Origin of the sequence: Paenibacillus sp. IHB B 3415 (assembly GCF_000802655.2) — a bacterium.
Classification (GTDB): domain Bacteria; phylum Bacillota; class Bacilli; order Paenibacillales; family Paenibacillaceae; genus Paenibacillus_AQ; species Paenibacillus_AQ phytohabitans.
Genome location: NZ_JUEI01000010.1, coordinates 93,361 through 117,539, shown reverse-complemented (window position 1 = coordinate 117,539; position 24,179 = coordinate 93,361). Strand labels below are relative to the sequence as shown.

Annotated in this window: 21 protein-coding genes; all 21 read left to right on the top strand. The window is 52.1% G+C overall.

The annotated features are described in order from the left end of the window. Window positions 1-2,098: translation initiation factor IF-2 (infB, locus tag QW71_RS06155; RefSeq protein ID WP_039294847.1), on the top strand; the 2,098-nt coding region annotated here is incomplete at its 5' end. Between the two features lie 18 nt (window positions 2,099-2,116). Next, window positions 2,117-2,464 (top strand): 30S ribosome-binding factor RbfA, encoded by a 348-nt coding sequence (gene rbfA / locus QW71_RS06150; RefSeq protein ID WP_039294844.1) that lies wholly within the window; start codon window positions 2,117-2,119, stop codon window positions 2,462-2,464. A 27-nt stretch (window positions 2,465-2,491) separates the two neighbouring features. Then, complete coding sequence (locus QW71_RS06145; protein WP_039294842.1) at window positions 2,492-3,472, top strand: bifunctional oligoribonuclease/PAP phosphatase NrnA; 981 nt, start codon at window positions 2,492-2,494, stop codon at window positions 3,470-3,472. Continuing rightward, window positions 3,469-4,383 (top strand): tRNA pseudouridine(55) synthase TruB, encoded by a 915-nt coding sequence (gene truB / locus QW71_RS06140; RefSeq protein WP_039294839.1) that lies wholly within the window; start codon window positions 3,469-3,471, stop codon window positions 4,381-4,383. Before QW71_RS06145 ends, truB begins: the two co-directional genes overlap by 4 nt. A 37-nt stretch (window positions 4,384-4,420) precedes the next feature. After that, entirely contained in the window at window positions 4,421-5,368 is a 948-nt protein-coding gene (locus QW71_RS06135; RefSeq protein ID WP_039294836.1) for a bifunctional riboflavin kinase/FAD synthetase, read from the top strand. A 150-nt stretch (window positions 5,369-5,518) separates the two neighbouring features. Beyond that, entirely contained in the window at window positions 5,519-5,788 is a 270-nt protein-coding gene (gene rpsO, locus QW71_RS06130; protein WP_019910460.1) for a 30S ribosomal protein S15, read from the top strand. 222 nt (window positions 5,789-6,010) lie between these two features. Continuing rightward, window positions 6,011-8,113 carry a polyribonucleotide nucleotidyltransferase gene (gene pnp / locus QW71_RS06125; RefSeq protein ID WP_039294832.1) on the top strand — a complete coding sequence of 701 codons (2,103 nt, stop codon included), beginning with the start codon at window positions 6,011-6,013 and terminating at the stop codon, window positions 8,111-8,113. Window positions 8,114-8,367: 254 nt separating this feature from the next. Beyond that, complete coding sequence (locus QW71_RS06120; protein WP_039294829.1) at window positions 8,368-9,354, top strand: polysaccharide deacetylase family protein; 987 nt, start codon at window positions 8,368-8,370, stop codon at window positions 9,352-9,354. Between the two features lie 79 nt (window positions 9,355-9,433). Beyond that, window positions 9,434-10,699 (top strand): pitrilysin family protein, encoded by a 1,266-nt coding sequence (locus QW71_RS06115; protein WP_039294826.1) that lies wholly within the window; start codon window positions 9,434-9,436, stop codon window positions 10,697-10,699. Then, window positions 10,677-11,123, top strand: coding sequence for a dUTP diphosphatase (gene dut / locus QW71_RS06110; protein WP_200905892.1), 447 nt, complete (start codon window positions 10,677-10,679; stop codon window positions 11,121-11,123). The genes QW71_RS06115 and dut overlap by 23 nt, the downstream gene beginning before the upstream one ends. Before the next feature lie 425 nt (window positions 11,124-11,548). After that, window positions 11,549-12,445, top strand: coding sequence for a dipicolinate synthase subunit DpsA (dpsA, locus tag QW71_RS06105; RefSeq protein WP_039294820.1), 897 nt, complete (start codon window positions 11,549-11,551; stop codon window positions 12,443-12,445). Then, entirely contained in the window at window positions 12,446-13,042 is a 597-nt protein-coding gene (locus QW71_RS06100; RefSeq protein WP_039294817.1) for a dipicolinate synthase subunit B, read from the top strand. Between the two features lie 134 nt (window positions 13,043-13,176). Then, a complete protein-coding gene (dpsA, locus tag QW71_RS06095) occupies window positions 13,177-14,076 on the top strand; it encodes a dipicolinate synthase subunit DpsA (protein ID WP_039294814.1) in 900 nt (299 codons plus the stop codon). Window positions 14,077-14,210: 134 nt separating this feature from the next. After that, window positions 14,211-15,431: an aspartate kinase gene (gene dapG / locus QW71_RS06090; RefSeq protein WP_039294812.1), complete on the top strand. Its 1,221-nt coding sequence runs from the start codon at window positions 14,211-14,213 to the stop codon at window positions 15,429-15,431. 16 nt (window positions 15,432-15,447) lie between these two features. Continuing rightward, window positions 15,448-16,323, top strand: coding sequence for a 4-hydroxy-tetrahydrodipicolinate synthase (gene dapA, locus QW71_RS06085; protein ID WP_039294810.1), 876 nt, complete (start codon window positions 15,448-15,450; stop codon window positions 16,321-16,323). A 573-nt stretch (window positions 16,324-16,896) separates the two neighbouring features. After that, complete coding sequence (locus QW71_RS06080) at window positions 16,897-18,576, top strand: ribonuclease J (protein ID WP_039294807.1); 1,680 nt, start codon at window positions 16,897-16,899, stop codon at window positions 18,574-18,576. Window positions 18,577-18,743: 167 nt separating this feature from the next. Then, window positions 18,744-19,241, top strand: a complete 498-nt coding sequence (locus tag QW71_RS06075) for an RNA polymerase sigma factor (RefSeq protein ID WP_039294804.1) — start codon at window positions 18,744-18,746, stop codon at window positions 19,239-19,241. Continuing rightward, window positions 19,238-20,257 (top strand): anti sigma factor C-terminal domain-containing protein, encoded by a 1,020-nt coding sequence (locus tag QW71_RS06070; RefSeq protein WP_052769912.1) that lies wholly within the window; start codon window positions 19,238-19,240, stop codon window positions 20,255-20,257. Before QW71_RS06075 ends, QW71_RS06070 begins: the two co-directional genes overlap by 4 nt. Before the next feature lie 178 nt (window positions 20,258-20,435). Next, on the top strand, window positions 20,436-21,170 hold the full coding sequence (locus QW71_RS06065; protein ID WP_235441405.1) for an ATP-dependent Clp protease proteolytic subunit: 735 nt from the start codon (window positions 20,436-20,438) through the stop codon (window positions 21,168-21,170). Next, window positions 21,167-21,382: a YlzJ-like family protein gene (locus QW71_RS06060; RefSeq protein ID WP_039294800.1), complete on the top strand. Its 216-nt coding sequence runs from the start codon at window positions 21,167-21,169 to the stop codon at window positions 21,380-21,382. Before QW71_RS06065 ends, QW71_RS06060 begins: the two co-directional genes overlap by 4 nt. 94 nt (window positions 21,383-21,476) lie before the next feature. Beyond that, the gene (locus tag QW71_RS06055; RefSeq protein ID WP_039294798.1) at window positions 21,477-24,155 is read left to right on the top strand and encodes a DNA translocase FtsK; all 2,679 of its coding nucleotides are present in this window, start codon (window positions 21,477-21,479) and stop codon (window positions 24,153-24,155) included. The last annotated feature ends 24 nt before the right edge of the window (window positions 24,156-24,179 follow it).

The window sequence follows — 24,179 nt, the reverse complement described above, 5'->3', positions numbered from 1 at the left end:
CCGTCCGCAAGGCAGCTCCACCGGCGGCAGCCGTCCGCAGGGCAGCTCCACCACTGGCAGCCGTCCGCAAGGTCAAGGCGGCGCACCACGTACAGGTGACCGTCCACAAGGTCAAGGTACTGCACCACGCACGGGCGACCGCCCGCAGGGTCAAGGCAATGCAGGCGGAGGATTCTCCCGCGGCGATGACAGAGGCCCGAAGAAGAATACCACTGGCGGCAGACCGGGCAGCGGAGGCGGCCAGAAGCGTTTTGATGACGGCAAAGGCGGCAACTACCGTGGCCGCGGAGGCAAGAATAACCGCGGCAGAAACCAGCCGACCGTGTACCGTGAGAAGATTGACAACACACCTAAGAAGATTATCGTCCGCGGCAGCATGACTGTCGGCGAAACAGCGAAGCTGCTTCACAAGGATGCTTCTGAAGTGATTAAGAAGCTGATCTCGATGGGAGTTATGGCGACCATCAATCAGGAGCTTGATATCGACACCATCCTTCTTCTGGCCGGTGAGTTCGGTGTTGAAGTAGAAGTGAAGATTCCGGTAGATGAAGACAGCTTCGAGACTGTGGAGGAGAATGATTCCGAAGCGGAATTGATGACCCGTCCACCGGTTGTTACGATCATGGGGCACGTTGACCATGGTAAAACAACCTTGCTTGATGCCATCCGTTCCACGAACGTAACTGGCGGAGAAGCAGGCGGAATTACGCAGCACATCGGTGCTTACCAGGTCGAAATCAACCACAAGAAAATAACGTTCCTTGATACACCGGGCCATGAAGCGTTCACCGCTATGCGTGCCCGTGGTGCCCAGGTTACGGATATGACGATTATTGTCGTAGCTGCCGATGACGGTGTTATGCCGCAGACGGTAGAAGCGATCAACCATGCCAAGGCAGCCGGACTTCCGATCATTGTTGCAGTTAACAAGATCGACAAGCCAGGTGCGGACCCTGACAAGGTGAAGCAGGAGCTTACAAGCTATGAGCTGGTTCCGGAAGAGTGGGGCGGCGATACGATCTTCGTCAACCTGTCGGCCAAACAGCGCATTAACCTGGAAGAGCTGCTGGAAATGATTCTGCTCGTTGCTGAAGTAAATGAGTACAAAGCGAACCCGGACAAACGGGCACGCGGTACTGTTATAGAAGCTGAGCTTGACAAAAACCGTGGACCGGTTGCCCGTATTCTCGTACAGAACGGTACGCTGAAAGTCGGCGACGCCTTTGTAGCAGGTAACTGCTTCGGACGCGTACGTGCCATGGTCAATGACAAGGGACGCAAGATCAAAGAAGCGGGACCTTCCACACCAGTGGAAATTACCGGTTTGACTGAAGTGCCGCAGGCGGGCGATCCGTTTATGGCCTTTGAAGATGAGCGCAAGGCCCGTGCGATTGCGGACAGACGTTCGACTACGCAGCGCCAGTCTGAGCTGAACACGAACACCCGTGTAACATTGGATGATCTGTTCAAGCACATCAAGGACGGAGAGATCAAAGATCTCAACGTGATTATCAAGGGTGACGTTCAAGGTTCGGTAGAGGCGCTGAAAGGCTCCTTGGCTAAGATCGAAGTCGAAGGCGTACGCGTAAAGATTCTTCACAGCGGTGCCGGGGCGATTACGGAATCCGACATTACCTTGGCTGCAGCATCCAATGCTATCGTGATCGGCTTCAACGTTCGTCCGGATACCCAGACGAAGGCAGCGGCTGAGCAAGAGAAGGTGGATGTACGTCTGCACAACATCATCTACAATGTAATTGAAGAGATTGAAAGTGCCATGAAGGGGATGCTTGATCCCATCTATAAAGAGAACGTTATCGGCCATGCCGAAGTTCGTAATGTATTCAAAATCAGCAAAGTGGGCACCATTGCAGGTTGTATGGTAACTTCCGGCAAAATTGCCCGTAATGCTGAAATGCGCCTGATCCGCAGCGGGATTGTTGTCTTCACAGGCAAAATCGACACCTTGAAACGTTTCAAAGATGATGCTAAAGAAGTGGCACAGGGTTATGAATGTGGCATAACTTTGGAACGCTATAATGATGTCGTTGAAGGCGACATTATCGAAGCATTCGTCATGGAGACGGTAGAGCGCTAAGCGAAGAGGTGAAATTAGATGTCTAAAATCAGAGCCGGACGGGTTGGCGAACAGATTAAGAAAGAGCTGAGCCAGCTCATCCAAAGCGGACTGAAGGACCCGCGTGTCGGGTTCGTAACTGTAACTGGCGTAGATGTGACGAACGACTTGTCACAGGCCAAGGTATACCTGAGCGTATTCGGGGACGAGGAGCAGAAGTCTGACTCGCTCAAAGCGATTGAGAAAGCCAATGGCTTTCTCCGCTCGGAGCTTGGCAAAGCGATCCGCCTGCGCCATACTCCTGAGCTGATCTTCAAGATTGACGAATCCGTTGCTTACGGAAGTCATATTGAGAAGCTGCTCGGAGAAATCGGCAAAACCGAATAGAGCTACGGAACATAAAGGAGACGGCGAATGCAGAGCTATGAACAAAGTCTCCAGCAGACCCGTAAGTTTCTGCTGGAACACGACGATTATCTTGTAGTGTCGCATGTTCAGCCGGACGGAGATGCAGTCAGCTCCACCCTCGCGGTGGGCTGGCTTCTCTCATGTCTGGGCAAAAAATATTGTATGCTGAACGAGGGCCAGATTCCGCAACGTATGGAATATTTATGGCATGCCGATCAAATTGTCAATCTGTCTGCTGCGGGCGAACTGCCGCGCCAGTACAGCAATGTCATTTGTGTCGACTGTGCGGATTTTCAGCGTGTAGGACTTACCCAGCGTCATTTCACCAGTGATGCACTTATCGTAAACATAGACCATCATCCCACCAATAATGGGTACGGTGCCGTAACGCTCATCAAGCCGGATGCGGCTGCGACAGCAGAGATTCTGTTCGACCTGCTGAAGACGTTTGAGGTGGAATGGGATATCGATATTGCCACGGCCATTTATACCGGACTCTTAACTGATACCGGCGGTTTCCGCTATAACAACACTTCGCCTAAAGTGATGGCGGCTGTATCCGAACTGCTGGCATTAGGCGTGAATGGACCTGAACTGGCAGAGACCCTGCTTGAAGAGATGACTCTTCCGCAGGTGAAGGTGCTCAACCGGGCACTTAGTACACTGCAGCTCAGTCCTGAAGGGGATATTGCCTGGGTGTATGTTACACCGCAGGATATGCTGGACTGTAATGCGGCCAACGAGGATCTTGAAGGGATTGTCAATTATCCGCGTAATATCCGCGGGGTTGAAGTAGGCATTCTGTTCAAGGTAATCGATGAGCATGCGGTGAAGGCCAGCCTGCGTTCAGCAGGTAAGGTCGATGTCGCGGCGCTGGCGCAGGTCTTCGGCGGCGGCGGGCACACGCGTGCTGCGGGAGCCCGCATTAACGGAAGTCTTGAAGAGGCGGTAGCGCAGGTGCTTGAGGAGGTTAAACGTCATTTATGAGTGAACTTACAGGTGTTCTGGCCGTATATAAGCCGGCAGGGTTCACTTCACATGATGTTGTGGCCAAGGCGCGGCGGATTCTCGGCATGAAGCGGATAGGACATACCGGTACACTTGATCCCCAGGTGACCGGAGTGCTGCCGCTGTGCCTGGGACGGGCTACGCGGGTGGTTGAGTACATCCAGGAGCTTCCCAAGGAGTATGTTGCTACGCTGCGGCTGGGACTTGCCAGTGATACAGAGGATTTAACAGGGACGATTACGGAATCAGTTGAAGAGGTTCAGGTTACGGAAGCTGAAGTGCTGGCTGTCCTGAATTCCTTCAAAGGTGTGATTTCACAGGTTCCCCCGATGTATTCAGCAGTGAAGGTGGATGGCAAGCGTCTGTACGAGCTGGCCAGAGAAGGCAAGACGGTGGAACGTAAGAGCCGTGAAGTGGAAATTTATGAGATTGAAATGCAGGATATGGTCTGGAGCGGCAATTATCCCGATATCACGTTCCGGGTACTATGCTCCAAAGGAACGTACATCCGTACCCTATGCGTGGATATCGGGCGTGCGCTAGGAGTGCCGGGTGTGATGGTGAAGCTGGAGCGGACCATGTCGGCAGGGATATCTGCCAGTCATTGCCTGACCCTGGAGCAAATTGCTGAACATAAGGAAGCAGGTACGCTGGAAGAGCATTTAATTGCCGCCGATGAGGCGATTTCGCATTTGCCCAAACATACGGTAGCCGAGGAGAAGAAGAAAGCAGCCCTGCAAGGGCAGCGTCTGTCGCCCCGCTTTGTGGCACCTGAAGTGAAGAGCAGCGGAGATTTCCGGCTCTATGATCTGCAAGGGGAGTTTCTGGGCATCTATGCTTTAGAAGCCGCCGGTGCGATTGCTCCTGTTAAAGTGTTTGCACAGGCTTAAACTTTTAATTTATTTGTGAATGTAGGTGAGAAACAGCGTGAGAACCGTAACCTTAAGCTATCCTATGTTGCCGGAGACGGCAGCAGAGTGGGCGCAGCCTCAAGTAGTTGCCCTGGGGCAGTTCGACGGACTGCACCGCGGACATGCCAGCGTCATAACATCTGCTGTAGCTCTTGCCCGCCAGGCAGGTGTACCTGCAGCTGTCATGACCTTTTACCCCCATCCTAAGGATGTTATGGGTAAAGGTGACTATGAAGGATATTTGACACCTTCCAGGGACAAGCAGGAGCTGCTTGTCGGGATGGGCGTTGATATTTTATACATTATTGCATTTAATGAAGAACTCTCCCGGGTTAGCCCGGTGGACTTTGTCTCTGTAATGCTGCTGCCGCTGCAGATTGTAACCGCCGTGGTCGGTTTCGACTTCCGGTTCGGCTATAAGGGCGAAGGTGATGCGGACACGCTTCGGGAGCTGGGGCAGGGTGTTATGAATGTAGAAACGGTCTCCCCGTTTCTTCTCGAAGGAGAGAAGGTCAGCAGCTCCGGCATCCGCAAGTGCCTGCTGAACGGGGAACTGGATAAAGCCAATGCCTGGTTTGGACGTTGTTATCACCTGCGCGGAATTGTGGGTCATGGAGAGAAGCGGGGCCGGACCATCGGGTTTCCAACGGCAAACCTGCAGCTCGAAGACCGCTATGTCATTCCGGCCAAAGGCGTGTATGCCGTCAGGGTATTTTACAAGGAAGACGTATTGTACGGTGTGATGAATGTCGGCGTGAAGCCTACGTTTCATGACGGGATGATTGCCCCAAGCTTCGAAGTGCATCTGTTTGATTTTGCGGGAGATATTTACGGGCAGGAGCTTAAGGTAGAGCTGGTATCCTTTATCCGTTCTGAACGCAAGTTTGAGTCCATCCAGGCCTTAATCGCCCAGATCGGCGCAGATGCCGAGACAGCCAAAGGGCTTCTGGGATATCATTCCTAATCTTTCCCGGACATGCCGTTTACTTTTGTCTTTGAAGGTGCTATACTGATTAACGTTGCTGGAATGACAGCAGCATAACCTTAGCTTGGTTGCTTGTTCTCACCGACGGTGACGAGGCTACTGGCGATTATAATGAAGGAGGTGAACAGGATGGCATTGACTCAAGAACGTAAACACCAATTGATCGACGAGCACAAAACTCACGAATCCGACACTGGATCCCCGGAGGTGCAAGTTGCTATCCTTACGGAGAACATCGTTAATTTGACTGACCACTTGCGCACGCACAAGAAGGATCATCATTCCCGTCGCGGACTGCTGAAGATGGTTGGACAACGTCGTAAACTGCTGGCGTATTTGAAGAACAAAGACATCAGACGTTACAGCGCCCTGATCGAAAAACTGGGATTGCGTCGTTAATTTTCCATAAGATCAACCCTAAAGCAGCCTGGTTGTATACCGTATGTCCTTCTTACGAGCGACAGCGGGACAGCCGGGTTGCTTTTTGAAAATTTAGGGTAAACTTTTACAGTAGATAAGTGGATATTATTCGCAAAAACGGCTAGATCACCTCATGGAGGACAAGCCGTTTTTGCTTGTAGAACATACAGAACAAATTACTATCATTCAAGGAGGGGTTTTATGGAACAACGTGTGGAAATGCAGCTGGGCGGAAGACGCCTTGTGCTGGAAACAGGCCGTCTGGCCAAACAAGCGAACGCAGCCGTTATGGTGCGGTACGGAGATACTTCAGTATTGTGTACGGTTACAGCATCCAGTGAGCCTAAAGATCTGGATTTCTTCCCGCTTACGGTTAACTACGAAGAAAGATTGTACGCAGTGGGTAAAATCCCGGGCGGATTCATTAAGCGTGAAGGACGTCCAAGTGAAAAGGCGATCCTGTCGAGCCGTCTGACCGACCGTCCGATTCGTCCATTGTTCCCTGAAGGATTCCGCAATGACGTGCAAGTCTTGAACCTGGTTATGAGCGTGGATCAGGACTGTGCGCCTGATATTGCAGCTATGATCGGTACTTCCGCTGCTCTGAGTATTTCCGATGTGCCTTTCAACGGTCCAATCGGGGGCGTAGCTGTAGGACGTATTAACGGTGAATTCATCATCAACCCTGATGTAGCCCAGCAGGCAATCAGCGATATCTATGTCGTTGTAGCTGGTACTAAGGACGCTATCATGATGGTTGAAGCTGAAGCCAATGAAGTCACTGAAGATGTAATGCTTGAAGCAATCATGTTCGGACATGATGAAGTCCGCAAGATCGTAGCTGTGATTGAGCAGCTCGTTGCTGTTGCCGGCAAAGAAAAGATGGCTGTGAAGCTGCATGCGGTTAACGCTGATGTAAATGCGCAGGTTCGTGCCTACGCGGAGAGCCGTCTGGTTGACGCCGTGAAGATTGCCGAGAAGCATGCCCGTCAGGATGCTATCGATCTGGTTAATAATGAAACGGTGGAGTATTTCGCAGAGAAATACATAGAGACACCAGAACTTCTTAAAGATGTTAAGGAAGTGCTGCATGATATCGTGAAGGACGAAGTAAGACGTCTGATCACGCATGATAAGGTACGTCCGGATGGCCGTAAGCTGGATGAGATTCGTCCGATTGAATGCGATACAGCGCTGCTGCCGCGTACACACGGTTCCGGTCTGTTCACACGCGGACAAACACAGATCCTTAGCGTTTGTACACTGGGTGCGCTGGGGGATGTACAGATTCTTGACGGAATCGATCCGGCTGAAACCAAACGCTTTATGCATCATTACAACTTCCCTCCGTTCAGCGTAGGGGAAGCCCGTCCGCTGAGAGCACCGGGACGCCGCGAAATCGGCCACGGCGCACTGGGTGAACGCGCATTGTCCAAAGTGATTCCAAGTGAAACTGAATTCCCGTACACCATCCGTCTCGTATCGGAAGCCATCGAATCCAATGGTTCGACTTCCCAGGCGAGCATCTGTGCCAGTATCCTGGCGATGATGGATGCAGGGGTGCCAATCAAGGCGCCGGTAGCCGGTGTTGCAATGGGTCTGATCAAAGATGGAGAGCATGTCTCCATCCTGACAGATATTCAGGGTATGGAAGATCACCTCGGCGATATGGACTTTAAGGTAGCGGGAACAGCAGAAGGCGTAACGGCGATTCAGATGGATATCAAAATCGACGGAATCGACCGTAAAATTCTGCAGGATGCGCTCCAGCAGGCCAAAGAAGGACGTATGTTCATCTTGGGTAAAATGAATGAAGCAATCTCTGCGCCAAGAACAAGCCTGTCCAAATATGCTCCAAAAATCATTATCATCAACATCAATCCGGACAAAATCCGCGATGTTATCGGTGCTGGCGGTAAGATCATTAACAAAATCATTGAAGAAACCGGCGTAAAGATCGACATCGAACAAGATGGCCGTGTCTTCATCGGCTCCTCCAACGAAGAGATGATCCAGAAGGCCCGCGGCATTATCGAAGGCATTGTGCGTGAAGTACAGGTCGGCGAGATTTATGTCGGTACTGTTAGACGTATCGAGAAGTTCGGCGCATTCGTTGAACTGATTCCTGGTAAAGACGGCCTCGTGCATATTTCCCAGCTGTCTACAGAACGTGTAGCTAAAGTGGAAGATGTTGTTGCCATCGGCGATACCATTACCGTTAAGGTAACCGAAATCGACCAGCAGGGCCGCGTCAATCTGTCGCGCAAAGCTGTGCTGACTTCGGAAAGCGGAGCGAAGGCGTAAGGATAACCTCGCCTGCGGTTTTCCGGTAATCTAATTAAATGTATGAAGAAGAGACAGAAGCAGTATCGTTCTGGCTCTTTTTTTCTAGCAATGAACCGGCAGTACTCTGGTGCGGATTGTAATGGCAGTGGGCTGCACTCTGTGCGTTATGCATATTCGGCGTTTTTCATACATAGGCTGGGACAAAGCGTCCTTGCACTTCTACCCTTGTGCCGGGACGGATCAGACCGTTTCTGCCGGGGAGGAAAGACGTCATGAAGACGGACAAAGCAGCGCTTGTGCTGGCCTGCATTGCAGTAGTAATCGGGATCGGCAGCACGAATGGGCCGGTCAAAGAGATGATCGCCGGGCTTAAGCCGCAGGACGATACGGCCGTGATGAGCTATATGCCAAAGCAAACAAACGATGAATTGCGCGCGCAGATTGCCGGCAAGGCAGCGGAGCTGAATGCGCAGCCTGTCGATGCTGTCGTTGACCGGGTATGGAAAGCCATACCGGGGTACAACGGACTTGAGGTGGATGTGGAGGCAACCTACCGGAACGCGCTTTTGCGGGGCCCGGCGGACAGCCTCAAACTGGTGTACCGCCAGACAGAGCCGAAGGTATCGCTGAGTGATCTGGGGGCGCAGCCGATCTACCGGGGCAATCCGGCCAAGCCGATGGTGTCGCTGATGATTAATGTAGCGTGGGGGAACGAGTATATTGTGCCGATGCTGGATATTCTGGATGCGGAGAAGGTCAAGGTGACCTTTTTTCTGGATGGAAGCTGGCTTAGTCATAACAAGGAGCTTGCAGCCGAAATGCTGAAGCGCGGACATGAAGTAGAGAACCATGCCTACACACATCCCAACATGAGTACACTCAGCCGCGCGCGTGCAACGGCCGAGATTGAGAAGACACAGAAGCTGCTGAAGGATAGCCTGGGGGTAACCAACAAATGGTTTGCTCCGCCTTCAGGAGATTTTAATCAGCAGACGGTGGAGATTGCAGCCTCACTGGGACTAAAAACGGTATTATGGACGCTTGATACAGTCGATTGGCGCCATCCTTCTCCGGATTCGGTTATTGCCAAGATCAGCAGCAAAGCGGAGCCCGGAACCCTGGTACTGATGCACCCTACAGACTCCTCTTCCCAGGCGTTGAGGGGAATGATCCGCGGGATTAGAGCCAAGGGTCTGCAACTGGGAACCGTCAGTCAGACACTCTCAACAGAGCGTATTACACCTCCGGAAGTTGAGTGAACAGACTATTTCTGATAGGATAAGAGGCGCGAATAATAAATACAGACAGATACAGGGGCTGTGCCAGGAGGATTTTACATTGGACAAAATATTATTATCGAACGGACTTCGGGTGGTTACCGAGAAGATCCCTACCGGAAGATCCGTATCCTTCGGAATCTGGGTCAAGACAGGCTCACGCAATGAGAACCCGCTGAACAACGGGATTTCCCATTTCATCGAGCATATGCTCTTCAAGGGAACTGACCGGTACAGCGCGAAGGAGATCGCCGAACAGTTTGATGCGATTGGCGGCAACGTCAACGCGTTTACCTCGAAGGAATATACATGCTATTATGCCAAAGTGTTGGATGAGCATCTGCCGATTGCTGTGGATGTGCTGGCAGATATGTTTTTCCGTTCACGGATGGATGCCGAAGAGCTGGCCAAGGAGAAGAATGTCATTCTGGAGGAAATCTCCATGTGCGAGGACACGCCGGATGATCTGGTCCATGAGCTGATGTGTGCTGCAGCATACGGCGAACACCCGCTGGCTTACACGATACTCGGACTCAAGGAACGTCTGCTGGAAATGACGCCGGATGACCTGCGTGCATACATGAAAGAGCAGTATACGATCGAGAATACGGTAATCAGCGTAGCCGGAAATATTAATGACAGGCTGATTGAGCTGTTGGAGCAGCATTTTGGCTCGTTCGCGAACCACGGTGAATCGCCTTCGCTGACTGAACCGGATTATCAGGGGGAGCTGGTCTTCCACAAGAAGAAAACAGAGCAGAATCACATCTGCATCTCCTTGCCCGGTGTGAAGAGCGGCGGCCCGCTGCAGTATCCCATGGCTCTGCTGAACAATGCCTTCGGCGGCGGCATGAGCTCGCGGCTGTTCCAGGAAATCCGTGAGAAGCGCGGTCTGGCGTACTCAGTATTTTCGTATCATAGTGCCCAGGCCGACAGCGGCTTGTTCACCGTATATGCCGGCACAGCGCCGAAGCAGACCAAAGAGGTTACCGAGCTGATCAAAGAAATGCTGCACGATCTTGCTGTGAACGGCCTGAGTGAGGATGAACTCCGCAAAGGCAAGGAGCAGTTGAAAGGCAGTCTGATCCTGAGTCTGGAAAGCACCAGCAGCCGGATGAACCGGATGGGCAAAAACGAGCTGATGCTTGGACGGCAGGATACCCTCGATGAGATGATTGCCAAAATAGGGGCCGTGACCATGGAGGATATCAATGCGCTGCTGGACTTTATGTTCGCACAGCCGTTGTCTCTGGCTATGGTAGGCTCAACAGATAAAGCGATAGCCAATGTTAGGAGAGATGATCTTGTCTTATTACGTTCAAATTAACAAGCTTCCCGGGAATGAGGATGTGCTGCTGCCCTGCAAAATGTCCGAACAGGCCTCAGGATATGACCTGTATGCCGCTGTAGCAGAGGCTGTGGTGCTTGCTCCGGGCGAGCGCACATTAATCCCCACTGGAATCTCACTCGCTATGCCGGACGGGCTGGAGGCGCAGATCCGTCCGCGCAGCGGCCTGGCCCTGAAGCACGGTATCACCTGCCTGAATACCCCGGGTACCATCGATGCGGATTACCGTGGTGAGATTAAGGTGCTGCTGATCAACCTGGGTCAGGAGCCGTTTGCGATTGCCCGCAATGAGCGGATTGCCCAAATGGTGTTCCAGGCTGTGCCATCTGTAACGCTGGTGGAAGTTGGTGAGCTCTCTGAAACGGAGCGCGGCGCCGGCGGCTTTGGACATACGGGTAAATAATTAGCGGGATCAATGCTTATGATTGAATTAAAAAGCTTGCGGAACTGCACCTACTTGGTGCGTAACCGCAAGCTTTTTTTAGGTTTTGCTATATGCTTAGGTGCTTTAGCTTCTATTTGGCTGAGCCTTTAGTCTGTCTTTGCGCAACGATCTCATACTGCTTCTCCCGCTGGCATCCCGGCGATTGATAGTATCCTAAACCGTTGTATAGGCTCCGATATCAGGGATAATTGCATTAGCCGGATCACGGCTGGGTTCAGGCCGGGTGAACTTATATTTTTAGTTGATTATAGATTGAATATTGCAGAAACTCAGTGATTTATTTCGGCGCCGGCTGGAATTCATCTCCGCTCTTCACCCATCCGCACCACACGGCATAAGATGCTCTATAGTCGAATGTGTATGTGGAAAGGAGCGTCATCCCTATGCTTACTGGCATCAGGATCGTGTTCCTGGGCGGGGACGCGAGACAAATTGAAGTGATTCGGAAATGTGTGGAAATGGATGGGACGGTAAGCGCTGCCGGGTTCGACAAGTGGGATGCCCCAAGCCCGGGGGTAAACCTGGAACAAATGTCGGCAGAATTACTCAGCAGAGCAGATGTACTGGTGCTGCCGGCTGTCGGCTGCGATGATGAGGGTTATATTAATGCGGTGTTCGCTTCAGAACGCCTGCAGCTGCTGGAAGAGCATATCGCTGCGCTGCCTTCCCGGGCTATCGTGTATACCGGCATGGCCAAAAGCTATTTGCGCGGCCTGTGTGCCAGACATTCACTCAAGCTGGTGGAGCTGCTGAACCGGGACGATGTGGCCATTTACAATTCTATCCCGACGGCTGAGGGTGCACTGGTTATGGCCATACAGAATACCGATTTCACCATCCATGGTTCTACCTCAATGGTACTGGGAATGGGCAGGACAGGATTCACCATGGCCAGGGCACTGCAAGGCATGGGTGCAAGTGTAAAAGTAGGCGTAAGGAAGCAGGAGCATTATGCGAGGGCAGAGGAAATGGGCTGGAAGCCGTTTATGACCGGAGATCTGCTGCTTCACGTACCGGAAGCGGATCTGATCTTCAATACCATTCCAAGCATGATTATTAACGCACAGGTTCTATCGCGTCTTCAGCGGCACTGCGTGATCATCGATCTGGCTTCCGCACCGGGCGGGTGCGATTTCCGCTATGCCGAGAAGCGCGGGATCAAGGCGATGCTGGCACCGGGACTTCCCGGTATTGTGGCCCCCAAGAGCGCCGGAATCATTATGGCTAATGCGCTGGTACAGTCGTTATCAGGCGAGACTTCAATCAGGGGGGACGAATAAATGGATTGGCATGGAAAAACAGTTGGTTATGCAATTACCGGCTCGCACTGCACCTTTGCCGAGGTAATGCCGCAGATTCAGCGGTTTATGGATGGCGGCGCCAACGTGGTGCCGATTGTATCGGCATCTGTGCTGAACACGGATACGCGCTTTGGCACATCGGAAAATTGGTTAAAACAGTTGAAAGATATAACGGGGAATGATATCATTTCTACAATTGTTGAAGCGGAACCGCTGGGTCCTTCGAAGCTGCTGGATGTACTTACGATTGCTCCCTGCACAGGGAACACAACAAGCAAACTGGCGAATGCCATGACGGACAGTCCGGTGCTGATGGCTGCCAAATCGCAGATGCGCAACGGGCGCCCGTTGGTGCTGGCGATCTCTACCAATGATGGCCTGGGCCTGAATGCGGCGAATATTGCTAAGCTGCTGGTAACTAAAAATATTTATTTTGTGCCATTCGGCCAGGATAATCCGGTTGCAAAGCCTAATTCGCTTGTGGCCCGGATGGACCTTATTCCTGAGGCTTGTTATGCAGCCCTGCAAGGCAGCCAGCTGCAGCCTATGATTATCGAACGGTTTCATTCAGCATAGCATTACGGCTCTTCACAGCAGCCAAGCACATACGTAACCTATCTGCCGTCCTCATTCTGAGGGCGGTTCAACACTTTATTCAGCAGGGTAAGGTTGGAGCATTTATCTGGGTTGAGGAAAGGGGCATCTTCCTTATGCTTACTGGCATCAGGATCGTATTCCTGGGCGGGGACGCAAGACAGCTCGAAGTGATCCGCAGATGCGTAGAGATGAATGCGGCAGTAAGTGCCGCGGGGTTCGACCAGTGGAAGACTCCGGTTCCGGGGGTGAGTCTGGAACCGATGTCCGCAGAACTGCTCGGCACAGCCGATGTGCTGGTGCTGCCCGTGGCAGGATGCGATGAGGAAGGGAAGCTTAACGCGCTGTATTCCTCCGGTCCGCTGCAGCTGCTGGACGGACATATCGCGGCGCTGCGTGCAGATTGTATAGTATATACTGGTATGGCCAAAGATTATTTGCGTGCCTTGTGTACCAGGCATTCACTGAAACTCGTGGAGCTGCTGGACAGGGATGATGTGGCGATATACAATTCCATTCCTACAGCGGAAGGCGCGCTGGTTATAGCCATTCAGAACACCGATTTCACCATACATGGCTCCAATTCAATGGTGCTGGGCATGGGCAGAACCGGCTTCACGATGGCTAGGACCCTGCAGGGCCTTGGAGCCAGGGTATCCGTGGGGGTCAGGAAGCAGGAGCATTATGCCCGCGCAGAAGAAATGGGCTGGAAGCCTTTTATGACCGGAGCATTGCAGCTTCATGTGAAAGAGGCTGATCTGATCTTCAATACTATTCCCGGTATGATGCTTACGGCGGAGGTTCTATCGTGTCTGCCTGGGCATTGCGTAATTATCGACCTGGCTGCGGCTCCGGGCGGCTGTGATTTCCGGTACGCGGAGAAGCGCGGGATTAAGGCAATCCTGGCTCCGGGCCTTCCAGGAATTGTCGCACCGGCAAGTGCAGGGAAGATTATGGCTGGTGCATTGCTGCAGTCGATTTCGGACGAGGTTCTGCACACGCCGGGCAATGAATGAACAGTTAGAGGTTAATACATGATACAGTATTTCAAGGTATGCACCCAGCGCAGCAAGAGCCGTTTTCTATGAATGTAACAGCTATTCTGCGTATTTATCAGCGCTTGCTTAGAGAAGTAATGGAGGAATTATAAATGGGTATTTTGGTGCAAAAATTCGGCGGAACCTCGCTCTCCACACCGGTGGCCAGAGAACATGTAATCCGTCATGTCAAACGGGAGCTGGCCAGCGGGTTCAGCCTGGTGGTTGTAGTCTCGGCAATGGGCCGCAAAGGTGAGCCTTATGCTACAGATACACTGCTGGATCTGGCGGCTCAAAGCGGGAACTCGCTGCCCGACCGCGAGCGTGATCTGCTGATGTGCTGCGGGGAGATTATCTCGGCGGCCAATCTGTGCGGACTGCTGGAGCAGGAAGGGATCCGTTCTACCGTGCTTACGGGGGCGCAGGCGGGATTCGTAACAGACAGCAGCTATGGCAATGCAAGAATTCTGGATGTGCGGACAGAACGCATTCTACGCGAACTGCGTGAGCATAAAGTAGTAATAGTAACAGGGTTCCAGGGCCAAACCGAGGCTGGTGACTTCACAACCCTTGGCCGCGGAGGAAGCGATACTTCGGCTACAGCGCTCGGAGCCGCACTGCGTGCGGACATGGTCGATATATATACCGATGTCGACGGCATTCTGACCGCTGATCCGCGGATTGTCGAAGATGCCAAGCAGCTTACTTATGTCAGTTATACGGAAATCTGCAATATGGCCTATCAGGGAGCCAAGGTAATCCATCCCCGGGCTGTAGAAATCGCTATGCAGGCTCAGATTCCGGTACGTGTTCGGTCAACGTTCTCCGAAGCGGAAGGGACGCTTGTTACCCATCCTGAAGGCTTCAGCGATGTTTCGCACGGAGTCGTTGACCGTTTTGTCACGGGCGTTGCGTACGTCAGCAACATTACACAGATCTCCGTGGAATGTCCGGACGGCAACGGAACCGGCGTACAGCTGCAGATTTTCAAAAGCATGGCGGATAATGGAATCAGCGTAGACTTCATCAATGTGACTCCGTCCGAGGCTCTCTACACCGTGTTCGATGACAAATCGGAGAAGGCAATCTCTGTGCTGCAGGAGCTGGGGCTGCGTCCTAGGAGCTTGTCCGGCTGTGCGAAGGTATCCGTTATCGGCGGAGGCATCAATGGGGTGCCGGGAATCATGGCCCGTATTGTTGAAGCGCTCAGCTCGCAAAATATTCAGATTCTGCAATCCGCAGACTCCAATACAACGATTTGGGTTCTGGTGAAGAAGGAAGATATGGTGCAGTCGGTTCGCGCTCTGCATGCCAAGTTTGAATTGCACCGCTGACAAGGAGGAATTCAAAGTGGATTTCGGAAGATTAATAACCGCAATGGTAACCCCGTTCGACGGGGACGGAGAAATCAACTGGGAAGCAACTTCAAGGCTTGTCGATTACCTGATAGAAGAACAGAAATCCGCTGCGCTGGTAGTCTGCGGAACAACGGGTGAATCGCCTACCTTAACCGATGATGAGAAGCTGAAGCTGTTTTCTTTTGTCAAAAAGCAGGCAGGCGGACGCTGCAAAATCATCGCCGGAACCGGCAGCAACAGCACCAGACATTCCATCGAGCTCACGAAGGAAGCCGAGAAAATCGGCGTGGACGGTGTGCTTCTGGTCGTCCCTTATTACAACAAACCTAATCAGGAAGGGCTCTACCGGCATTTCTCGTCCATTGCCGCCGAGACTTCGCTGCCTTGCATCTTATACAATGTACCAAGCCGCACTACGGTGAGCCTAAGTGTCGCAACTACACTGCGTCTGGCCGAAATTCCGAACATTGTCGCTACGAAGGAATGCGTCTCGGTGGATCAGATCACCCTGATTGCCTCGGCCTGCCCGGATGATTTCCATGTCTACTCAGGGGATGATTCTGCGGGTCTGGCCACGCTTGCCGTAGGCGGCCACGGCATTATCAGCGTAGCCAGCCACATTGTCGGGGCGCAGATGCTGGAGATGATCGAAGCTTTCACTTCCGGGGATGTCCGCCGTGCCGGTGAGCTCCACCGGACGCTGTTTCCTGTGTTCAAGGGGTTGTTCGAATGCCCGCAGCCGCTGCCGAATCCTTCGGCGGTTAAGTATGCGCTGGGTCTGCGCGGGATCGACGTAGGTTCAGTCCGGCTGCCTCTGGTTTCTCCGACGGAAGAGGAAGCAGCTTTTATTGCAGCTTTACTGAAATAGGCATTACCGCTATATTTTCAAGCAGATTTATACCGTTAACCCGCTCTACAGAGCGGCCGGTTTTTTTAGTTTGTCAGATCGGTATAAAGACTATGTAAAAAACGCAAGCCATAAACCGCTTTTTTGCTTGTCTTTTCCTCAAATAATGGCTGTTTGTTAAGGAAAGAATAGGACTGGGATCAGGATGACTTGTCTTTTGCCAAAAAAATCATGTATAATGTCCTTAAGTGATTCGGTGCGGTTAAAATAAAATATGCGGTAATCTTCCGTCAATGTAATTTTACATTGTGAGACAGGATAGGTCCTTGGATAAGTCTGTGCTAAACATGCCGGATTTTCGCGCGAGGGGCGCGGTGGTGAAATTTTGACGGCGTTTGCCCGCTTCAAGACGATATTACTGCCCGGTTCGGGAGTTTCGCCTTGCGCAATTATACAGACTTATCGGAATTTCTTTGTCGAATAAGGAAAGTTAACAGCAATTTGAAGAAATTCTACAGCGCCGCTGAAATAATTGAAGCTCATTGTTTACAAATAAAAGTATGACGTCCAACATCATAGGAGGGTTAGATTCATTTGTCGAAAAAAAACAACAACGATAAATTGTCGATATTCGCATTAGGCGGAGTCGGCGAGATCGGAAAAAACATGTACGTTATTCAGTACGGCAACGACATTGTAGTCGTGGATGCCGGTCTGAAATTCCCGGAAGAAGATATGCTCGGTATTGATATTGTAATACCTGACATCTCGTACCTGACTGAGAACCGTGACAAAGTAAGAGGGATTGTGCTTACCCACGGACATGAGGATCACATTGGCGGATTGTCTTATGTGCTCAAGAACCTGAATGTTCCAGTCTATGGAACAAGACTTACACTTGGCCTTGTGGATAACAAGCTCAAGGAAGCGAACCTGCTGGGTGAAACCAAACGGATTCTGATCAACGAAGATTCGGAAATTGAGTTGGGTACCTCGCTTAAGGTAACGTTCTTCAGAACCAACCACAGTATTCCTGATTCCGTCGGTGTATGCATCGAGACGCCGGAAGGGAATGTTGTCCACACAGGTGACTTCAAATTCGACCACACGCCAGTTAACGGTCAATTTGCGAATCTGCACCGGATGGCCGAAATCGGATCGAAGGGTGTGCTTGCACTGCTGTCTGACAGTACCAATGCCGAGAAGCCGGGCTTTACACCTTCGGAGAAGAATGTCGGTATTGTTCTGGAAGATATTTTCCGTAAAGCTGAACAGCGTGTAGTTGTAGCAACCTTTGCTTCCAACGTGCACCGTATCCAGCAGGTGGTGAATGCAGCAGAATCGACAGGCCGCAAGATTACTGTCATCGGACGCAGTATGGTTAACGTAGTTTCCATTGCTTCCGAGCTCGGTTATCTGTACATTCCTGACGGTATGCTGATTGAACCGGAAGAAATGAACAGAATGGCCGGCAACCGTGTAGTTGTGCTTTGTACAGGCAGCCAGGGCGAACCTATGTCCGCGCTGACGCGTATGGCGCGCTCCAGTCACCGCAAGGTAGACATTATGCCAGGCGATACCGTTATTATTGCAGCTACACCGGTACCGGGTAATGAGAAGTATGTAGGCCGTACCATTGATGAACTGTTCCGTCTTGGCGCCAATGTAATTTACAGCGGCTCCAACTCCGGTGTTCACGTATCCGGTCACGGCAGCCAGGAAGAGCTGAAGCTGATGCTCAACCTGATGAAGCCGAAATTCTTCATTCCGATTCACGGTGAGTTCCGGATGCAGCGCAGACATGCAATTCTTGCAGAGTCCGTCGGTGTAGAACCAAGCAACATCTTCATCACGGAGCTTGGCGAAGTGATTGAAATATCCGGAGGAGCAGCACGCAGAGCCGGCAAGGTTACTGCAGGCAACGTGCTCATTGACGGACTTGGTGTCGGCGACGTCGGCAATATCGTACTGCGTGACCGTAAGCTCTTGTCCCAGGACGGAATTCTGGTTGTAGTGGTAACACTCAGCAAGCAGAATGGTGCTATTGTCTCCGGACCGGACATCATTTCCCGCGGATTTGTCTATGTACGGGAGTCTGAAGGTCTCCTGGACGAGGCTAACCGGATTGTATCCGGTACGCTGCAGCGTCTGATGAGCGAGAAGGTCAATGAGTGGGCTTCTCTGAAGACCAGTGTCAAAGACTCGCTCGGCCGTTTCCTCTATGAGCAGACACGCCGCAGACCGATGATCCTGCCGATCATCATGGAAGTATAATTCAAAGCGTTATTTAAGAATATATGCAGGGCAATAGCCCCTTCTCCCCGGAAATATTGGACGGTTTCCTGGGGAGGAGGGGCTTTTTGTGCAGCTATAAGATTTTTTTCGCCAGCGGACACAACATTTAAGTTGCTCAATCGTTATACTGCCAAGGGGGTGCGAAAGTGGGGGCTGGAAACAGAGAGCAGCTGCTCCAATCCAAAATGGCGGAAATACGCAGATATCTAATCCGGCTTGGCGCCGGCAATGCTGATGCTGAAGATATTGTGCAGGATACAGTCTACAAAGCCTTGCTGTATATTGACGGAATTGAGGAGCATAAGTTCAGTGCCTGGCTCTACAGGGTAGCTATTAACAGCTATTATGATCTATGCCGGAGGCAGACACGGTTCCGGTATTCTGATGAAATGGAGGATTATGAAGCGCCGGAGAGCGAACTTCCGGAGTCCATGCTGCTGCAGCAGGAGCAAAAAATACTTATTGAGAAGATCCTTGGCCGAATGAATCCGGCGAACCGCCAGCTAATTCTGCTGAAGTATGAAATGGATTTCTCCTATAAACAAATTGCTGCGCTTCTGGGAGTCACAGAAGGGATAGTAAAGGCTTCTCTATATCGTGCCAGACAGCAGTTTCAACATATTTATGGAGGTGAGGCTAAATGACAGCCCCATGGGAAGGACAAGAGGATCAGAATCTGGCCCTGACACTAAAAAAAGCTAAAAGTAAAAGCTTAATCCGCAGTATTGTTATTTCACTGCTCGTTACCCTTCTAACATTGACTGCGATATTCTTCGGTGCGGCACAGCTGGTGGCCCACCGTTCCGCTGAGACAAAGATGAGTGAATGGAAATATCTGATGATCAGCAGTCCCAATGAATATACGTCCAGCTATAGAGACAACCGCGGATTCTTGTCAGGAGTGCTGGAAATGAACACATACAAGATCATTGAAGGCGTACCTGTTCCGTGGAATGAGAAATGGTTCAATTATAACGAGTGGTGGTTTCCGTTCGCTTCCGGCGCTTACGGGGGAACAACGAATCTGGAGGAAATCCGGCCGCCGGGGAGCACAGACAGCAATGCATACAGAAGGCAGTATAACCCGCACAATGGGCAAAAGGAGATGGCCTATTACATCCCGGGCGTGGAATACGACGGTTCCATTCTCAATGACCTTAACCTGCTTACCGTGATGGAACCGGATGAATTGGCTGAGATGGCGCTGTCTTTTGATCAACCCTATTCCTTCGAGGAGGTAAACAGAATGCTTCCCAAAGAGGCCAGACCTGTATGGTATTGGGTGGATACGTATGACGATAGCTCCGGGTTCTATCTGAAGCCCCACGAGGGTTGGGATGGCGTAATGATAAGTCCGCAGCCTGTGTCATCTTCCTCGGGCATCTATGGATTCGGCACCGGACCCAATGACAATGGCGGTGAGGTGTCGCCGGAGGATTTTCTGGGATTGCTTCAATCCGGGCTGCAGCACAAAGACAATTATTATAGCGAATACAGCCGGATCAGCCGGTACCTCAAAAAGGATAAGGCTGAGCCTGACGCCGCAGATGTCCGGATTCTGGGAGTTGTTGTCACCGGCTCTGCCACAGGTCTGAAGAGCTTGAATGGACAACCCTATATCCGGGGGGCAGTGCTTGGTGCCGTAGCAGATCCCTATTAACTTGAACAAACACAGACTGATATTTTATAACCGGATTTGCATAAGGGAGTCCCCCGGAATGTCATACTACCAGGAGATAGTATGGCTGCAGCGGATGGGTGCTGTAAGCAGAAAGGGAGAGCTGCGCACAATGGACTTCACAGAAGCAAGCATGAACAGCGGCAAGAACGAGGAGATTATGCCTGGAGAGATCAAACCCGGGGTCAGTGAACCTGTGCTGCCCGGACCGGTGGGGGTGCTGAAGGAGCTGGGGCAAACGGCGGTGCCTATAGGGGAGCCGGATATTTTCTGCATGACGATTATTGGCCAGATCGAAGGACATTTCGTATTGCCGCCGCATAATAAAACTACGAAATATGAACACATCATTCCCCAGCTGGTTGCCGCCGAGCAGAATAAGAATATTAAAGGGCTGCTGATTATCCTGAACACCGTCGGAGGGGATGTGGAGGCCGGGCTGGCTATTGCCGAGATGATTGCCTCCTTGTCCAAGCCAACTGTGACTGTGGTAATCGGCGGCGGCCATAGCATTGGCGTCCCGATCGCGGTATCCTCCAGCTACTCCATCATTGCCGAGAGTGCAACGATGACGATTCATCCGATCCGGATAAACGGTCTCGTGATCGGAGTGCCGCAAACCTTTGAATATATGGAACGGATGCAGGAACGGATGGTTAAATTTGTAACTTCGCATTCCCGCATCACAGAGTCGCAATTTAAAGACCTGATGTTCAAAACCGGAGAGCTGAACCGTGACATCGGTACCGCTGTCGGCGGACAGGATGCCGTGAAATATGGTCTTATGGATGAGGTGGGCGGTATAGGAGCTGCTCTGGCCCATCTGAACCAAATGATTGCGGGAAACGCATCACTTTCGCCTGATCATCTGCCGCCGGGAGGGCTGCCGCAATGACCTTGTATACGATTCTGCCGATGGAGCAGGTGTTTGAGGGGGCTTTTCATTATGCGCTGCCGGTGCAGGAGGTCAGCTATCAGGGGATGCTGATGCAGGTCGAACCGCTTGAAGGCGGTCAGGCACGGATTGTCAGGCTGCTGCAGTGTCCGCTCCACAGGTATCTGGACGCGGCCCTGTCCCCCGGATCGGTCATTCAATTAGACAAATAAATGCGAACATACTGCCTATAGATGCATTTTCTGACAAAAGAGAACATAGGTACGCCACGCCATTATATGGTATAATGTTGTGGGGGTGGCTGGCGTGGCTAAAAAAAGAAAAAAGAAAAAGAAAAAAGCGCTGCTGGGCAGCGTTTTAAAATATGAAATCTATGGAATTCTGCTTATTACGATCTCCGTCATTGCTTTGTCAGGTGAAGCGGCTGTAGGGCGCTCACTTTCAAGCATGGCGGGATACTTACTCGGCAGATTCTATTTTGTGCTGCCCCTGGCCGGCATTTTCTATGGACTGATGGTCATGATTCACCGTAAATGGCCGTCAACCTGGAACAGCCGGTATACCGGCGGGCTGTTGCTGCTGCTGTCCATGTGCCTGATGAGTACGATTTCGGCTATGCAGCAGAAGCTGGGGCCGATCGGAATGCTGCATCCGGGCAATGTGCTGGCCCAAATACATAATGACCTCTCGGGTTCACTGTCTCCGGGCGCTGGTGAGAGCAGCGTGTACATGCTCGGCAAGGACATCAGCGGAGGGTACATCGGAGCGCTGGAGTATGCAGCTCTCCTGTGGCTGTTCGGCAATCTCGGTGCCAAGCTGCTTATGATTGTTCTGCTGGCGATCAGCTTCATGCTGATTACCAATCTGTCTTATGTGGAGCTGTTTACGCTGCTCCGGGTAAGAGCGGTTAAGCTGGTGGAAGGAATAAAGCTCAGATCAGCCAACCGCCCTGCAGCGGTTCCGGTAGTGCCCAGAGCTGCAGGAAACAGCACACCTGCTGCACCGCAGCCGGCAGATGATGATGACTACTACGAAGACGATGAAGAAGAGAACAATAATCAGCTGCCTAGACGTGCACAGCCGAACCTGCTGGGAAGAGTGGCCGGCTGGTTCAGCGGCTCTGCCCGTAATCAGCAGCAGCCCGGGACAGAAGAATATGATGACGGGGAAATGCCGGATGTAATCCTGACAGAACCGCGGAACGGTCCGATAATATCAGGGCTTGCGGCAGGCAGGGGAATGCCGCCGGAGGATTTCGGCGAGGATGAATTCCCCGAAGAAGATCTGGAGCCGGTTACGCCGATCATCCGCGACTTCTTCGAGCACATCCGCTCGGAAGGTCTGAATGCGGAGGACCGGGAGGAGTGGAGCGAGTTCTCGCCGGCTGCACGCGGCGGTGCTGTTACAGGTGCGGGCGATGAGGCTCTCCCTGCTGCTGCCGGGCATCCTGCAGCGGCGGATGAAGCTGCAGAGGACGGACCTCCTGTTGAGCTGGAAGGGCTGCTGGGAACGGCAGAGAATGGTGAAGTGGTTCCGGCAGTTCCGCCACCGCCGCCGCCCAAGCCGTACAAGCTTCCATCCTTCCGGCTGCTGGCCAAGCCTAATAACGGAGCCAAGGCTGGAGACCAGAATGACTACATGCAGACGGCCCGTAAGCTGGAAGCTACACTCGAGAGCTTCGGTGTCCGGGCGAAGGTGCTTGAAGTGGTCCGTGGACCGGCTGTTACCCGGTATGAGATTCAGCCGGATATCGGAGTCAAGGTCAGCCGGATTGTCAATCTTACCGATGATATCGCGCTGGCGCTGGCAGCCAAGGATATCCGGATGGAGGCGCCGATTCCGGGCAAGTCAGCCATCGGTATTGAAGTGCCGAACTCCGAGGTCTCAATTGTAACCATGCGGGAAGTAATGGAGACGCAGATTTTTCAGGAGGCAGAGTCACGGTTGTCGATTGCGTTCGGACGGGATATCTCCGGTCAGACGATTATAGGCAATCTGGCCAAGATGCCCCATCTGCTGGTAGCGGGGGCTACCGGTTCAGGTAAATCCGTCTGCATTAACGGCATTATCACCAGTATCCTTTATAAAGCCAAGCCTAATGAAGTGAAGTTCCTTATGGTTGACCCCAAGATGGTCGAGCTGAATGTATATAACGGCATTCCGCATCTGCTTGCGCCGGTGGTTACCGATCCCAAGCGGGCCAGTCTTGCCTTGAAGAAGATAGTGGTGGAGATGGAGAAGCGCTATGAGCTGTTCTCCAAGTCAGGTACACGTAATATGGAAGGCTACAATACATTAATGAAGGATAATCCGGCAGCGGTATTGCCCTATATTGTAGTGATCGTGGACGAGCTTGCCGATCTGATGATGGTAGCGGCCAATGATGTCGAGGATGCGATCTGCCGGCTAGCCCAGATGGCGCGGGCGGCAGGAATTCATCTGATCATCGCTACACAGCGTCCTTCCGTGGACGTCATTACCGGACTGATTAAGGCGAATATTCCTTCGCGGATTGCATTTGGAGTGTCTTCGAATGTGGATTCACGGACCATTCTGGATATGCCGGGTGCAGAGAAGCTGCTGGGACGGGGGGATATGCTGTTCCTGCCAATGGGCGCTTCCAAGCCGATCCGTGTCCAGGGGGCCTTCATGAGTGATCAGGAGGTGGAAACAATTGTGCAGTATGTAAGCAGCCAGGGTGAAGCGAATTATGATGAATCCCTTGTTCCTGAAGTGGATGATACCCTATCGGAGGATCAGGATCCACAGGATGAATTGTACGAACAAGCCGTCCAGATTGTGCTGGAAGCCAAGCAAGCCTCGGTGTCGCTGCTTCAGCGGCGCATGCGGGTCGGTTACACCCGTGCTGCACGCTTAATCGATGCCATGGAGGCTAGAAGCGTGATCGGGCCTTACGAGGGCAGCAAGCCGCGTGAGGTGCTGATGTCACTCGAACAGTATCAGCATAACAGAATCAGTTCATAACCCAAAAAAGATGACCCGTAGAAG